Annotated in this window: 17 protein-coding genes; 7 read left to right on the forward strand and 10 right to left on the reverse strand. The window is 68.8% G+C overall.

The features are described from left to right. Positions 1-7: 7 nt before the first annotated feature. From nthA to hppD, 4 genes are all read right to left on the reverse strand, one after another. Positions 8-589, reverse strand: coding sequence for a nitrile hydratase subunit alpha (gene nthA, locus OG588_RS18765; RefSeq protein ID WP_405948300.1), 582 nt, complete (start codon positions 587-589; stop codon positions 8-10). Further along, positions 579-887: an SH3-like domain-containing protein gene (locus OG588_RS18770; RefSeq protein ID WP_405948301.1), complete on the reverse strand. Its 309-nt coding sequence runs from the start codon at positions 885-887 to the stop codon at positions 579-581. The genes nthA and OG588_RS18770 overlap by 11 nt, the downstream gene beginning before the upstream one ends. Then, positions 880-1,161: a hypothetical protein gene (locus OG588_RS18775; RefSeq protein ID WP_405948302.1), complete on the reverse strand. Its 282-nt coding sequence runs from the start codon at positions 1,159-1,161 to the stop codon at positions 880-882. Before OG588_RS18775 ends, OG588_RS18770 begins: the two co-directional genes overlap by 8 nt. 141 nt (positions 1,162-1,302) lie before the next feature. Next, on the reverse strand, positions 1,303-2,448 hold the full coding sequence (hppD, locus tag OG588_RS18780; protein WP_405948303.1) for a 4-hydroxyphenylpyruvate dioxygenase: 1,146 nt from the start codon (positions 2,446-2,448) through the stop codon (positions 1,303-1,305). Between the two features lie 126 nt (positions 2,449-2,574). Here hppD and OG588_RS18785 point away from each other — a divergent pair, with 126 nt between their 5' ends. From OG588_RS18785 to OG588_RS18815, 7 genes are all read left to right on the forward strand, one after another. After that, positions 2,575-3,069, forward strand: a complete 495-nt coding sequence (locus OG588_RS18785) for an Lrp/AsnC family transcriptional regulator (RefSeq protein WP_405948304.1) — start codon at positions 2,575-2,577, stop codon at positions 3,067-3,069. Between the two features lie 12 nt (positions 3,070-3,081). Then, on the forward strand, positions 3,082-3,729 hold the full coding sequence (locus OG588_RS18790) for an ABC transporter permease (protein ID WP_266857411.1): 648 nt from the start codon (positions 3,082-3,084) through the stop codon (positions 3,727-3,729). Beyond that, entirely contained in the window at positions 3,722-4,981 is a 1,260-nt protein-coding gene (locus tag OG588_RS18795; RefSeq protein WP_405948305.1) for a betaine/proline/choline family ABC transporter ATP-binding protein, read from the forward strand. The genes OG588_RS18790 and OG588_RS18795 overlap by 8 nt, the downstream gene beginning before the upstream one ends. Further along, positions 4,978-5,784 carry an ABC transporter permease gene (locus OG588_RS18800; protein ID WP_405948306.1) on the forward strand — a complete coding sequence of 269 codons (807 nt, stop codon included), beginning with the start codon at positions 4,978-4,980 and terminating at the stop codon, positions 5,782-5,784. The genes OG588_RS18795 and OG588_RS18800 overlap by 4 nt, the downstream gene beginning before the upstream one ends. After that, positions 5,781-6,737 (forward strand): glycine betaine ABC transporter substrate-binding protein, encoded by a 957-nt coding sequence (locus tag OG588_RS18805; protein WP_405948307.1) that lies wholly within the window; start codon positions 5,781-5,783, stop codon positions 6,735-6,737. The genes OG588_RS18800 and OG588_RS18805 overlap by 4 nt, the downstream gene beginning before the upstream one ends. An 80-nt stretch (positions 6,738-6,817) precedes the next feature. Continuing rightward, complete coding sequence (locus OG588_RS18810) at positions 6,818-7,390, forward strand: ArsR/SmtB family transcription factor (protein WP_405948308.1); 573 nt, start codon at positions 6,818-6,820, stop codon at positions 7,388-7,390. Between the two features lie 15 nt (positions 7,391-7,405). Beyond that, positions 7,406-7,600, forward strand: coding sequence for a hypothetical protein (locus tag OG588_RS18815; RefSeq protein WP_405948309.1), 195 nt, complete (start codon positions 7,406-7,408; stop codon positions 7,598-7,600). Here the strand turns inward: OG588_RS18815 and OG588_RS18820 are convergent. The 6 genes from OG588_RS18820 to OG588_RS18845 form a co-directional block, all read right to left on the reverse strand. Beyond that, positions 7,597-8,391: a S16 family serine protease gene (locus OG588_RS18820; RefSeq protein WP_405948310.1), complete on the reverse strand. Its 795-nt coding sequence runs from the start codon at positions 8,389-8,391 to the stop codon at positions 7,597-7,599. The genes OG588_RS18815 and OG588_RS18820 overlap by 4 nt on opposite strands. Before the next feature lie 145 nt (positions 8,392-8,536). Next, entirely contained in the window at positions 8,537-9,178 is a 642-nt protein-coding gene (locus tag OG588_RS18825; protein WP_355913202.1) for a helix-turn-helix domain-containing protein, read from the reverse strand. Between the two features lie 385 nt (positions 9,179-9,563). Further along, entirely contained in the window at positions 9,564-11,363 is a 1,800-nt protein-coding gene (locus OG588_RS18830; protein WP_405948311.1) for a DEAD/DEAH box helicase, read from the reverse strand. A gap of 220 nt (positions 11,364-11,583) precedes the next feature. After that, positions 11,584-11,952 carry a type II toxin-antitoxin system death-on-curing family toxin gene (locus tag OG588_RS18835; protein ID WP_405948312.1) on the reverse strand — a complete coding sequence of 123 codons (369 nt, stop codon included), beginning with the start codon at positions 11,950-11,952 and terminating at the stop codon, positions 11,584-11,586. Continuing rightward, complete coding sequence (locus tag OG588_RS18840; protein ID WP_366091213.1) at positions 11,952-12,149, reverse strand: hypothetical protein; 198 nt, start codon at positions 12,147-12,149, stop codon at positions 11,952-11,954. Before OG588_RS18840 ends, OG588_RS18835 begins: the two co-directional genes overlap by 1 nt. A 32-nt stretch (positions 12,150-12,181) precedes the next feature. Continuing rightward, positions 12,182-13,654 (reverse strand): MFS transporter, encoded by a 1,473-nt coding sequence (locus OG588_RS18845; protein ID WP_405948313.1) that lies wholly within the window; start codon positions 13,652-13,654, stop codon positions 12,182-12,184. Positions 13,655-13,843: the final 189 nt, after the last annotated feature.

The raw sequence follows: 13,843 nt of genomic DNA on the forward strand, positions 1-13,843 counted from the left end.
CGCCGCGTCACACGGCCGCCGTGCCGATCAGCGCGTTGCGGCTGACCAGCGCGGCCAGTTCGCCCTCCGACAGTGACTCCGTGCCGGTGGGCCTGCGAGGCAGGACCATGTAGCGGCTCTCCGCGCTGGAGTCCCACACGGTGATGTCGGTGGTGGTGGGCAGCTGGAGGCCGAACTCGGCCAGTACGGACCGGGGTTCGCGGACCACGCGGGAGCGGTAGGCCTCCGACTTGTACCAGCCCGGGGACGGCCCCAGCAGCGGGAGCGGGTAGCAGGAGCAGAGGGTGCAGACGATGACGTTGTGGATCGCGTCCGTGTTCTCGACGACCCGCAGCCGCTGGAACGAGCCGTCCATGAAGCCGAGTTCCTGCACGGCCGCCGTGCCGTCCGTCAACAGCCTTGCCCTGTAGGCCTCGTCGGTCCAGGCGCGGGCAACGACCCGTGCCCCGTTCGCCGGCGACGCACGCGCGAGGAAGGCGTCGAGCACCTCGTCGACCGCACCGGCCGTGACGACCCCCTTCTCCTCCAGCAGGGTCTCAAGTCGCCGCACCCGCCGGGAGATCGAGGCGTCCTCGTGGTCAGCGCTCATCGGCCGCACCCTTTTCGTGTTCCTCTTCGCACGCTTCCAAATAGCTTTCCCAGAGGTCCAGTACGACGTGATGGTCGCCCTCGCCCCACAGGTCCCGGGCCGCGAACCGCACCGCGTAGACCTGCTCCACCGGCGCGTCCCCGCGACCTTGAGCACTGACGTCCGCGACCTCCGCCGGTCCTTCCGACTCGACCACGACACCGGACTTGCCGCGTGCGTAACGGGGCAGGCGGGTGTGGTGCGGCGGGTCGTGCGGGAAGGTCCGGACGCGGGTGCCGGGCGGGAAGCGGTCACTCATCGAGCTCACCCGGCTCGATCACGCCCTTGCGTTCCAGCAGGACGGTGATCGCGGTGAACCAGCGCTCGTAGTACGACATCGTCAGGTACGCGGCGGGCGGGATCGCCTCGATCGTGTCCCGGAACTCGTTGGTGTTGAAGATCCCTTGCGCGCGCAGGGCGTTGAAGAGCCCGACGACCCGCGCCTCCCAGTCGGCGTGGAAGGGCTCGGGGTCGTCGGTGGTGTCGATGGCACCGAAACCCTGGGTGCCGCCCACGTCGTTGATCCTGGCCATGGGTGCAGCGTACGGCTCCGCGTGGAAGCGGGTGACGGCCTGGCCGTAGGCACCGCCTGCCGCAGCCGGCGCACCGCCGGCGCGGTCAGATCGATCGGCGCGTCGGCCACGGTCCCCCAAGTCCCTTACGGAACCCGCGCGTTACAGGTTGCCCCGCTTCTCCTGCTCCCGCTCGATCGCCTCGAACAGCGCCTTGAAGTTGCCCTTGCCGAAGCCCATCGAGCCGTGTCGTTCGATGAGTTCGAAGAACACCGTAGGACGGTCCTGGACCGGCTTGGTGAAGATCTGGAGAAGGTACCCGTCCTCGTCACGGTCGGCGAGGATCTTCAGCTCGCGCAGGGTGTCGACGGGGACGCGGGTGTCGCCGACCCACTCGCCGAGGGTGTCGTAGTAGGAGTCGGGGGTGTCGAGGAACTTCACTCCGGCCGCGCGCATGGTCCGTACCGTCTGCACGATGTCGTTGGTGTTGAGCGCGATGTGCTGGACGCCCGCGCCGCCGTAGAACTCCAGGTACTCGTCGATCTGCGACTTCTTCTTCGCCACGGCGGGCTCGTTGATCGGGAACTTGACCTTGAGCGTGCCGTCGGCGACGACCTTCGACATGAGGGCGCTGTACTCGGTCGCGATGTCGTCGCCCACGAACTCCTTCATGTTCGTGAAGCCCATGACCTTGTTGTAGAAGCCGACCCACTCGTTCATGTGGCCGAGTTCGACGTTGCCGACGCAGTGGTCGATCGCCTGGAAGGTGCGGTGGGCGGGGGCCGCGACCAGGGGGTCGGCGGGGGCGAAGCCGGGGAGGTACGGGCCGTCGTAGCCCGTGCGCTCGACGAGGGTGTGCCGGGTCTCGCCGTAGGTGGCGATCGCGGCGAGGACGACCGTGCCGTTCTCGTCCTTCAGCTCGTACGGCTCGGCGAGCGAGCGGGCGCCGTGCTCGACGGCGTAGGCGTGCGCGGCGCGCGCGTCCGGCACCTCGATGGCGAGGTCGACGACACCGTCACCGTGCTCGGCCACGTGCCGGGTGAGGAACTCGCCCCAGGGGGTGCTGGGCCTGATGACGGAGGTGAAGACGAAACGGGCGGAGCCGTTGGTGAGCACGTACGAGGCGGTCTCGCGGCTGCCGTTCTCCGGCCCGGAGTAGGCGACCAGCGTCATGCCGAAGGCCGCGGAGTAGTAGTGCGCCGCCTGCTTGGCATTGCCCACGGCGAAGACGACCGCGTCCATTCCCTTCACCGGGAAGGGGTCGGCCTGCCGGGCGGTGTCGGGAGTGTGGTGAGTGGTCTGTGTCATGGCCGCAGGCTCCCGCTCCTTCGCAAGGTGCGCAATAGTTCGCATATCTGCTGGGCAATATGTTCAGTGATACGGCGGTGTCGGCGGGCTTTCTGTACAGGATGACCAGGCGTTGGAGGCGGCAGCATGGGGATCGATCAGCTCGACGGCCGGATCATCGTGCTGTTGGCCCAGGAGCCGCGCATCGGAGTGCTGGAGATGTCCCGGCGGCTGGGGGTGGCCCGGGGGACGGTGCAGGCGCGGCTGGACCGGCTTCAGTCGAATGGAGTCATCCGGGGATTCGGCCCACAGGTCGATCCGGCGGCGCTCGGGTATCCGGTCACGGCGTTCGCGACGCTGGAGATCCGGCAGGGGCAAGGCCCGGACGTCCGGGCGCACTTGGCGACCGTCCCCGAGGTCCTCGAACTGCACACCACCACCGGCAGCGGGGACATGCTGTGCCGGCTCGTGGCCCGGTCGAACGCCGATCTCCAGCGGGTCATCGACCGGGTTGTCGGTTTTGATGGCATTGTCCGGGCCGCCACCGCGATCGTGATGGAGAACCCCGTTCCGCTGCGGATCATCCCGCTGGTGAAACAGGCGGCGGAAGACCCGGAAGGGACGACGACCTGGCCGACGTAGGGGTGTGGGCATGTGAGCTTCTGGGAGTACTTGGGCAACCGGCACCAGCAGCTGCTCACCGACGCCTACCAACACGCCAGCGCGGTCTTCCAGTGCATGGTCGTGGCCACGCTGATCGGCGTGGTGATCGGGGTCGTGACCTATCGGAGCGAGTGGGCGGGCAGCCTGGCCACGACGGCCACCTCGACCATTTTGACCATTCCGTCGCTCGCCATGATCGGTCTGCTCATTCCGATCGTCGGGCTGGGCGTTCCGCCCACAGTGATCGCTTTGACGCTGTACGGCCTGCTGCCGATCGTCCGTAACTCGATCGTGGGCCTGCGCGGGGTCGACCCGTCCCTCGTGGACGCGGCGAAGGGCATCGGGATGTCCCGGCTCGCACGGCTTCTGCGGGTCGAACTGCCGCTCGCCTGGCCGCCGATCCTGACCGGTATCCGGGTCTCCACACAGATGCTGATGGGCATCGCGGCCATCGCGGCGTACGCCTCCGGGCCCGGCCTCGGCAACGAGATCTTCCGCGGAATCGGGTCGCTGGGCAGCAAGAACGCCCTCAACCAGGTGCTCGCGGGCACGCTCGGGATCATCGTCCTGGCGCTGCTGTTCGACGCCGCTTACGTCCTTCTCGGACGGCTGACCATTCCCAGGGGGATCCGTGTCTGAGCCATCCGCGTCCGAGCCGGGAACCGCGACCTCCGGTGCCTCCATCGAGCTGGAGAACCTGACCAAGCGATATCCGGGCAGCGCCGACCCGGCCGTCGAGAGCGTCAACATGGAGATCAAGGCGGGTGAGTTGGTCGTCTTCGTCGGGCCGTCCGGCTGCGGCAAGTCCACCACGCTCAAGATGATCAACCGGCTGATCGAACCGACCGGTGGCCGGATCCGCATCGGCGGCGAGGACGTCACCGACATCGACCCGGTGAAGCTGCGCCGCAAGGTCGGCTACGCGATCCAGTCGAGCGGTCTCTTCCCGCACATGACCGTCGCCCAGAACATCGCGCTGGTCCCGAAGATGATCGGCTGGTCGAAGTCCCGGATCAGGAACCGGGTGGAGGAGATGCTCGACCTGGTCGGTCTTGACGCCGGCGAGTTCCAGGGCCGCTATCCGCGCCAGCTCTCCGGCGGGCAGCAGCAACGCGTGGGCGTGGCAAGGGCGTTGGCGGCGGATCCGCCGGTGCTGCTGATGGACGAACCGTTCGGCGCGGTCGACCCGATCACCCGCGATCACCTCCAGGACGAGTTGATCAGACTCCAGCACGAACTGCACAAGACGATCGTCTTCGTCACCCACGACTTCGACGAGGCGATCAAACTGGGCGACCGGATCGCGGTGTTGCGCGAACGCTCGCACATCGCGCAGTTCGACACCCCGGAGGCCATCCTCACCAACCCGGCCGACGACTTCGTGTCCGGTTTCGTGGGCGCCGGGGCGGCCCTGAAGCGGCTGAACCTGACCCGCGTACGGGACGTGGAGATCACCGACTATCCGACGGTGACCGTCGACGACCCGCTCCAGAACATCTTCGACAAGCTCCGGGACAGCGGGACCAACGAGATCCTGCTCCTCGACAAGCGCGGCCGGCCCTACAAGTGGCTGCGGCGCGGCGACATGATGCGCGCCAAGGGCTCGCTCGCCCGGGCGGGCACGCTGGTCAGCGACACGGTGACCCGGGACGCGACGCTCCGGGACGCGCTGGAGGCGGTGCTCACGGACAACGCGGGGCGGGTCGCGGTCACCGGGCGGCGCGGGGAGTACACCGGGGTCGTCGACATGGAGACGCTGATGAACTCCGTGCACGAACTCCTGGAGGCCGACCGGCTGGAGGCGATGGAGGGCCGGCATGAGTTGGAGGAGGCCCGGGCCCTCCAGACGCACGCCGAGCAGGAAGGCCCCGGCGGGGAGGAGAAGGCGTGACCACTCCCGAGCTGGACGAGGAGACCGAGGCCGAGGCGGTGGTGCCGCCTACGACTCCCCCGAAGCGACGCATCACCTGGCAGAAGCTGACCTTCCTGCCCGCCGCGCTGGTGGCGATCCTGCTCGCGACCTGGCTGTGGTTCAACCAGGCGCACCTGGACGCCATTTCGGAGAACGCCCTCTCCAACGGCCAGGTGAGCAAGGCCCTTTGGCAGCACGTCCAACTGACCGTGATCTCCACGTTCTTCGTGCTGATCATCGCGATCCCGCTGGGCATCCTGCTGACCCGGGCGGCGTTCCGCAAAGCCGCCCCGGTGGCGATGACCTTCGCCAACATGGGACAGGCCACCCCGGCGATCGGCCTGTTGGCCCTCCTGGTGATCTGGCTCGGCACCGGCGAGAAGGCGGCCCTGATCGGCATCATCATCTACGCCGTCCTGCCAGTACTGTCCAACACCATCGCGGGCCTGAAGGCCAACGACCCCACCCTCCTCGAAGCGGCCCGAGGCATCGGCATGTCCCAACTCGGCGTCCTGGCAAAGGTGGAGCTCCCCCTCGCGGTCCCACTGATCCTGGCCGGCGTCCGAACCGCCCTGGTCCTCAACGTCGGTACGGCGACCTTGGCGACCTTCGGCGGGGGCGGCGGCCTGGGCGTCCTGATCACCACCGGCATCACCACCCAGCGGATGCCCGTCCTGGTGCTCGGCTCGATCCTCACGGTCAGTCTCGCCCTGCTGGTGGACTGGCTGGCCTCCCTGGCCGAACTCCTGCTGCGGCCACGGGGATTGGAGGCGGGCGCATGAAACGCACCTGTCTGGTGACGGTCGGTGCGCTGATCGTCGTCTCCGGCTGCGGGCTGACCAGCGGCTCCCCGATGGTCGACGACGTCAGCCCCGGCACCGTCGGCAAGGGCGAGCCCCTCAAGGGCGCCCATCTCACCGTCGCCTCAAAGGAGTTCACCGAGCAGCTGATCCTCGGCGCGATGATGGGCATCGCCTTCGAGGCGGCCGGCGCGGACGTCCTCGACCGGACCGGCATCCAGGGTTCGATCGGAGCGCGGGAGGCCGTCAAGTCCGGTGACGCGGACGGGATGTACGAGTACACCGGCACCGCGTGGATCACCTACCTCGGCAACAGCAAGCCGATCACCGACCCGCTGAAGCAGTGGCAGGCGGTACGGGACGCGGACCTGAAGAACGGCATCACCTGGCTGCCTCCCTCCGCCCTGAACAACACCTACGCGCTCGCGATGAACCAGGCCAACTTCAAGAAGTACGGCACGAAGACGCTCTCCGAGGTGGCCGCGCTGGCGAAGAAGGACCCGGGCGCGGTGACGGTGTGCGTGGAGAGCGAGTTCGCCAACCGCGCGGACGGGCTGCCGGGCATGGAGAAGGCGTACGGGATGAGTCTCCCGGCGAAGAACATCACGCAGATGGACACCGGGATCATCTACACCCAGGTGAAGAAGGGGAGTTGTACTTACGGCGAGGTCTTCACGACCGACGGCCGCATCAAGTCGATGAACCTCGCGGTGATGGCCGACGACAAGAAGTTCTTCCCCAACTACAACGCGGCGCCCGAGATCAACACGAAGGCGCTGAAGAAGTGGCCGGCGATCGCGGAGGTCCTGGCCCCGGTGACGAAGAAGCTGAACAACACGGTGGCGCAGACGCTGAACGCGAAGGTGGATGTCGACGGGGAGGATCCGCATCAGGTGGCGTTGGACTGGATGAAGGCGGAGGGGTTGGTCAAGTAGGGCCATCGGAAGCGAGTTACAAAGGACTGGTTGCAAAGAAGTGCTTGCAACGGGTTCTTTGCAAGGCTACCTTTGTACGCATGCAGGAGCCCGAACCGTCCAAGTACCGCAATCTCGACGCCCGTTCGCTGCGCGGGATCGCCCATCCGCTGCGGATGCAGTTGCTGAACGCGCTGCGACGGTACGGACCGGCCACCGCGTCGATGCTCGCCGAGCGGCTGGGCGAGTCCAGCGGGGCGACCAGCTACCACCTCCGCCAACTCGCCACGCACGGGTTCGTCGAAGACGCCCCGGAGCGCGGCAAGGGGCGGGAGCGCTGGTGGCAGGCGGTCGAGCAGGGCATCGGCTTCGACGAGAATCTGCTCATCGACGCCGACCCTGCGGTGCGTGGTGCGGCCGACACGTTCCTGCACGAGGTGGCGACCGCCCACGCCCGTGAACTGTCGACCTGGGTCGGCACCCGCGAGGACTGGCTGCCCAAGTGGTCCCACTCGACCGACATGAGCGACTGGACCGTGCGGCTGACCCCCGAGCGCACCCGTGAACTCGTCGGAAAAATGCACGAGTTGCTCGAAAGCTACGAGGACGAGAACGCACCCGAAGCAGAACAGGTGCGCTTCCACCTGCACGCCTTCCCGACCGAATCAGAGTGAGAAGAGGCAACCCCGATGCACCCGGAAACCCACCTCCAGTTGCACCACGCCCGCGCCGCCGAACTCCAGGCCCAGGCAGACGCCCACCGCCTCGCCGCCGAGGCCAGAACCCCGCGCGAACTCCGCACCCGCCTCGGCTGGACCCTCGTAGAACTGGGCCTTCGCCTGGCGGCCGCGCCGCCCAACGGCACCAAGCCCGCCGTCGCCTAACAGCCCGGCACGGAACCCTTCCCCGTCTCCAACGCCTCCAGCGCGCTCACCGCGCCCTTCAACGAGGTCACCGCCACCAGCCGTAGCCCCTTGGGCAGTTCGGACTTGGCGTCCGAGCATTCGGCCTTCGGCACCAGGAACACCGTCGCACCGTCACGTCGCGCGGCCTGGGTCTTGAGGGCCACTCCCCCGACCGCGCCGACCGTGCCGTCGGTGCCGATCGTCCCCGTACCGGCGATGGTGCGCCCGCCTGTCAGGTCGCCGCCGTTGCCGTCGCCGTTCAGCTTGTCGATGATCCCCAGGGTGAAGAGCAGGCCCGCGCTGGGGCCGCCGACGTCCGCCAGCTTGAGGGTGACCTTGACCTTCTTGTCGCTGAGTTTCAGGTAGTTGAGCGCGGCGGTGGTCGCGTCGTCCTGCGACTCCTGCATCTGCTCCGTGTTGTGCTGCTCGATCTCCTTGACGCTGTTGCCGCTCGGGTAGACCGAGTCACGCGGCATGACCGCTCGGTCGGTGCGGAACCAGCTGTCGATCACATCGCTCAACGAGACATGCTGATCGGGTCCGGTCGCCTCGATCGTCGTCATGCGCAACTGACCGCTCGTCGTGCGCACCGGCGCCCCGGAGATCGTGATCACCGGGGTGCCCTTGTTCTCGCCGAGGACGTTCGCGGTCAGACCGGGCTGCGCCAGCGAGAAGGGCAGCGGCGCGAAGCCCGCCGTGGCGAGCAGCGCCACGACGGGCAGGGCGCAGACGGCTACGGCCTGGGGGCGCGTGAGGCGAGAGAGGAGCACGGGATCAATCTAACGCGACGGCCACTTTCGGCCGGGCGCCGGTCACCCCATGCCCGTGAACGACCTCAGGCCTCACGCGCCTCAGGCCTCACGCGCCTCAGACCTCACGCGCCTCAGACCTCACGCGCCTCAGACCTCACGTGCCTCAGCGCAGCGCCTCCGCGACCTCGCGCGCCGCGTCGACGACCCGTGGTCCGACCCGCTCGGGCACCGCGTCGGCCAGCATCACGACACCGACGCTGCCCTCGACCCCCGTGACGCCCAGCAGCGGAGCCGCGGCACCGCTCGCGCCGGCCTCCAACTCGCCGTGCGTCAAGGTGTATCCGGGCTCGTCCGCTCCCTGATGCCGGGCGGCGAGGATCGCGCGGCCCGCGGCACCCTTGTCCAGGGGGTGGCGGAAGCCGGCGCGGTAGGCCACGTGGTAGTCGGTCCAGGTCGGCTCGACCACCGCGACGGCGAGGGCGTCCGCCCCGTCGACCAGGGTGAGGTGAGCGGTCGCCCCGATGTCCTCGGCCAGCGAACGCAGCGCGGGGAGCGCCGCCTCCCGTACAAGGGGATGCACCTGGCGCCCCAGCCGCAGCACGCCGAGCCCGACGCGGGCCCGGCCGCCCAGGTCACGGCGTACGAGTGCGTGCTGTTCGAGGGTGGCCAGCAACCGGTACACGACGGTCCGGTTGACGCCCAGTTTGTTGGACAGTTCGGTGACGGTCAGCCCGTGGTCCGTATCGGCCAGCAGTTTGAGGACGCGCAGTCCCCGGTCGAGCGTCTGGGAGGTCTCCGCGGTCACGACGCCCACTCCTTAGGTGGTGAGGTCGGCGGCCCCCTCGCGGCGGTTGCGTCACCGAGTCCCGTCAGTGACGCGCTTCAGAGGCCGCCGGTCGGCGAGCGGCCCGGCGTGTCCGGGCCCGGTCGCTTCACGGCTGCGCTCCGCGGCGGCGCTGCCACGGGGCGTGTGCGTAGCGGGACAGTAGCGAAGGCGGTTCGCTGAGCGGAAGTCTCCGTCCAGAATCCGGTCACCGACTGGTACGGACCGGTTCACTACATGACGACATGTCCTGACCTGTGGATCGCCCATGCGCAAATTCCGCACAGATGTGCGGGTCGGCGGCGCATCCGCAGCACGGGTCGACCGGCGGTGAACCAGCAGCGGGACAGGCAGCGGGACCGGCGGATCACTTCATGCGCGTGGCCCACTCCTGGACCTTCGCGATGCGTTGCCGCAGCTGCCCGGCCGTGGCCTCGGCGCTCGGCGGGCCGCCGCAGGTGCGGCGCAGCTCGGTGTGGATGACGCCGTGCGGTTTGCCGGTCTGGTGGACGTACGCGGAGACCATGGTGTTGAGCGACTTCCGCAGCTCCATCATCTCCTTGTGGGAGACGACGGGCCGCCGCTCGGCGGGCAGTTCGAGCAGGTCGGCTTCCCCGTCCGGCTTCTTGCGGCTGTGCGCGATCTGCCGGGCCTGCCGCTTCTGGAGCAGCATCTGCACCTGGTCGGGTTCGAGGAGTCCGGGGATGCCGAGGTAGTCCTGCTCCTCCTCGCTCCCCGGGTGCGCCTGCATGCCGAACTCGGCGCCGTCGTAGAGCACCCGGTCGAAGACGGCCTCGGACTCCAGGGCCTCGAAGGAGAACTGCTCCTGCTCGCCGGTGTCCTCGTCCTGCTCCTTGTTCGCCTCGTCCATCTCCTTCTCGGACTCGGCGTACGGGTCCTCCTCGCCCTCCTTCTTGGGCTTGTCGAGGGCGTGGTCGCGCTCGACCTCCATCTCGTTGGCGAAGGTGAGGAGGTCGGGGACGGTCGGGAGGAAGACGGAGGCGGTCTCACCGCGCCGCCGGGACCGCACGAAGCGGCCGACGGCCTGGGCGAAGAAGAGGGGCGTGGAGATGGTGGTGGCGTAGACGCCGACGGCGAGCCGCGGCACGTCGACGCCCTCGGACACCATCCGTACGGCGACCATCCACCGGTCGTTGCTCGCCGCGAAGTCGTCGATGCGCTTGGAGGCACCGGTGTCGTCCGACAGCACGACGGTCGCCTTGCTGCCGGTGATCTCGCGGATCAACTTGGCGTAGGCGCGCGCGGAGTCCTGGTCGGTGGCGATGACGAGGGCACCGGCGTCCGGGATGCCCTTCCTGACCTCGGTCAGCCGCTGGTCGGCGGCGCGCAGCACGCTCGGCATCCACTCGCCGCGCGCGTCCAGCGCCGTACGCCAGGCCTGACTGATCGCGTCCTTCGTCATCGGCTCGCCGAGCCGCGCGGCGATCTCGTCACCGGCCTTGGTCCGCCAGCGCATGTTGCCGCTGTAGGAGAGGAAGATGACGGGCCGGACGACGTGGTCGGCGAGCGCGTTGCCGTAACCGTAGGTGTAGTCGGCGGAGGACCGCCGAATCCCGTCCTTCCCTTCCTCGTACGTCACGAAGGGAATGGGATTGGTGTCGGACCGGAACGGCGTACCGGTGAGCGCGAGGCGGCGAGTGGCCGGCTCAAAAGCCTCCAGGCAGGCCTCACCCCACGACTTGCTGTCACCCGCGTGGTGGATCTCGTCGAGGATGACGAGCGTCTTGCGCTGCTCGACACGGTTGCGGTGCAGCATCGGCCGTACGCCGACGCCGGCGTAGGTGACGGCGACTCCGTCGTAGTCCTTGCCGAGCGGCCCGGCGCTGTACTCGGGATCCAGCTTGATCCCTATCCGCGCGGCGGCTTCCGCCCACTGCTTCTTCAGGTGCTCGGTCGGCGCGACCACGGTCACCTGCTGCACGACATGGTGGTGCAGCAGCCAGGAGGCAAGGGTGAGCGCGAAGGTCGTCTTGCCGGCACCAGGGGTCGCGACCGCGAGGAAGTCCCGCGGCTGCTCCTGGACATACCTCTCCATCGCACCTTGCTGCCAGGCACGCAGCTTGCCGGCGGTGCCCCAGGGGGCGCGGCCGGGGAAGGCGGGAGAGAGGTGGTGGGAGCTGGTGGAGGAGGCGGCGGTAGTAGTCACGGTCTCCGGGTTCGGGGGTAGGGCGGCTCGGTTACGTCGGCTACGTCGGCTACGTCGGCTACATATGACAACCGGGCCACCCTACCGGCGGGGTGGTGGTGTCAACGTGCGGACGACGCCGGGGCGGCGGGGGATGGGACTGACGTCACAAATGAGGGGGGCGGGGGTGAGGTGAAGTCAGCTCGGGGGCGGTTCGAGTTGGCGCGCAGGCCGCACGGGGTCAGCGCGCGAAGCGCGGCAGCCGGCCGGCGATCTTCGGCACGTCCAGCGCGCCCTGGCAGACGTCCAGTACGAAGCGCTCCGCCTCGTCCACGTCGAAGTCCGCGTCCAGGGGGTGTCCGTTCAGGTGCAGGAAGACCCAGGTCGCGTACCAGGCGATGCGCTTGTTCCCGTCCACGAGGGCGTGGTTCCGGGCGAGGGACTCCATGAGCGCGGCGGCTTTCTGCCATACGTCCGGATAGGCGTCCTGCCCGAACACGCTCGCCCGGGGCCGCGCGAGCGCCGAGTCGAGGAGGCCGTAGTCACGCACCTCGTCCGTGCCGAGCCGCTTCGTGAGGTCGAGCTGCTCGGGAAGGGTGAGGTAGTCCATCAGGCGAGCCTCCGGTTCAGCTCGGCGCTGGCCTTCAGCACATGCTCGGCCGCCTCGTCGAACAGTCGCGCACGCTCGTTCACCGCCGCGATCACCGCGTCGTGTGCGAAGGCCTGCATGCTGAGCCCCTCCGCCGCCGCGCGGTCGCGCAGGGCAGCGAGCTCTTCGTCCGTGAATCGCAGGTTCAGTCCAGCCACGCCTCAACGGTACCAACCAGTACCACGTGGTATCACCGCGCTTCCGTCCGCACCCGCGTGCTCACCCAGGCCCCCACCAACGCGACCCCCGCCATCGGCAGAAACACCGCGGCGAAGGCCCCGGGATGCCCCGAATGGGCCCCGCCGCTCGCCGAGCCGACGACGTGCCCCACCGTGCCACCCCCCAGCGCCCCGAACGCGGCCCCGCCGACAGAGAGCAGCACAACATTGGACAGCCCATCAGAGATCTGCAACGCGGCGGAGTTGGAGCCGGCCTCCGCCGGAGCGGACAGCTGGAGCAGCAGCACGCTGGTGGAGGAGATCACCAGCCCCATCCCGAAACACCCGAACCCCCACGCGACGGCGACGATCCACACGGGCACGGCATGGATGAGGACGCTCGGCGCGGCGGCGATCGCGGCAGCCACCAGCACCATCCCGACCGTCATCAATCGCTCCCGATACGGCACCACCCACGCCCGAGCCTGCACCCACGACCCGAGCGCCCACGTCCCACCCCCAGCGGCGAGCGAGAACCCGGCCAAGGTCGGCGACAGCCCCCGCTGCGTGACGAGCATCAACGGCACGAAGGACTCGGCCGAGATGAACGACCCCGCGGCCACCCCGCGCAACAACACGACCGAGGGCAGCCCTCGCACCGCCCGATACGTCCCCCGCGGCAACAACCCGAGCGCGGCGGGCACGAGCAGCGCGACGCCGGCGGCAGCGGGAAGAAGGGAGAACCAGCGCAAACCCTGAGCGGCGTACTGAAAGAGCCCGGCGCCGAGGGAGATGGCAAGGGCAAGCCGAATACGACGCCGGTCGAAAGACGCGGACGGCTCACCGACACCGACATCGCTCACCGGCCCGGCCGCCCGCCGCCGTATCTGAGGAAGGGCAAGCGCGAGCGGAAAGACGACAAGCACGGGAATCCCGAGGAACACCCACCGCCACCCCAGCTGCTCGGTCACCACACCGGAGGCAAGCGGCCCGACAACGGACGGTACGACCCAACTCGCGGCGAACGCGGCCATGATGGCGGGCCGCAACCGCTCCGGATAAGCCCGCCCGACGACGACATACAGAGCGACGATGACGAGCCCACCCCCGAGCCCCTGCACGGCCCGCCCGAGAATGAACACCCACATGACCTGAGCGGTCCCCGCCACCACCAGCCCGGCGGCGAACGCCCCGATCCCACTGGTCAACGCCCCGAGCGGCCCCCGCCGGTCCGACCACTGCCCGGCGAACACCATCCCGAACAGACTGGTGGTGAAGTACCCGGAGAACGCGAACGCGTACAACGACACCCCGCCCAGTTCCCGAGCGGCAACCGGCATCGCCGTCCCAACTGCCGTCGCCTCAAAGGCGATCAGCAGAACAACGGACACGATCCCGACACTGAGCGCCCGATGCGACCGCCCCAACACGGTGTCACGACACTCGTCGGCCAGGTCAGGGGCGGTGTCCGTGACGCCGGCGTCACGGGGTTCGAGGACGGTCATGCAGGCCAGCGTAAGGTCCACCGGCCGGGTTGACCCCTGTCGGAGGATGGTCGGGCGCTGAGACCTTGGTCGTACGACCAGCGACCCCAGCGCCCCCCAGCGACCCCACCAGCCACTCCCCATTCATGAACGGCGTATGGCAGTCCCGTTGCGCCATCCCCGGCCCCCTTGTCCGGGGCCGCCGCCCGG

Source organism: Streptomyces prunicolor, assembly GCF_045162825.1.
GTDB lineage: Bacteria > Actinomycetota > Actinomycetes > Streptomycetales > Streptomycetaceae > Streptomyces > Streptomyces prunicolor.

Coding starts and splice junctions, on each gene's coding strand:
- OG588_RS18775 (WP_405948302.1), bottom strand. CDS start 1,161: ATGGCCAGGATCAACGACGTGGGCGGCACCCAGGGTTTCGGTGCCATC.
- OG588_RS18815 (WP_405948309.1), top strand. CDS start 7,406: ATGCACCCGGAAACCCACCTCCAGTTGCACCACGCCCGCGCCGCCGAA.
- OG588_RS18770 (WP_405948301.1), bottom strand. CDS start 887: ATGAGTGACCGCTTCCCGCCCGGCACCCGCGTCCGGACCTTCCCGCAC.
- nthA (WP_405948300.1), bottom strand. CDS start 589: ATGAGCGCTGACCACGAGGACGCCTCGATCTCCCGGCGGGTGCGGCGA.
- OG588_RS18785 (WP_405948304.1), top strand. CDS start 2,575: ATGGGGATCGATCAGCTCGACGGCCGGATCATCGTGCTGTTGGCCCAG.
- hppD (WP_405948303.1), bottom strand. CDS start 2,448: ATGACACAGACCACTCACCACACTCCCGACACCGCCCGGCAGGCCGAC.
- OG588_RS18810 (WP_405948308.1), top strand. CDS start 6,818: ATGCAGGAGCCCGAACCGTCCAAGTACCGCAATCTCGACGCCCGTTCG.
- OG588_RS18845 (WP_405948313.1), bottom strand. CDS start 13,654: ATGACCGTCCTCGAACCCCGTGACGCCGGCGTCACGGACACCGCCCCT.
- OG588_RS18805 (WP_405948307.1), top strand. CDS start 5,781: ATGAAACGCACCTGTCTGGTGACGGTCGGTGCGCTGATCGTCGTCTCC.
- OG588_RS18835 (WP_405948312.1), bottom strand. CDS start 11,952: ATGGACTACCTCACCCTTCCCGAGCAGCTCGACCTCACGAAGCGGCTC.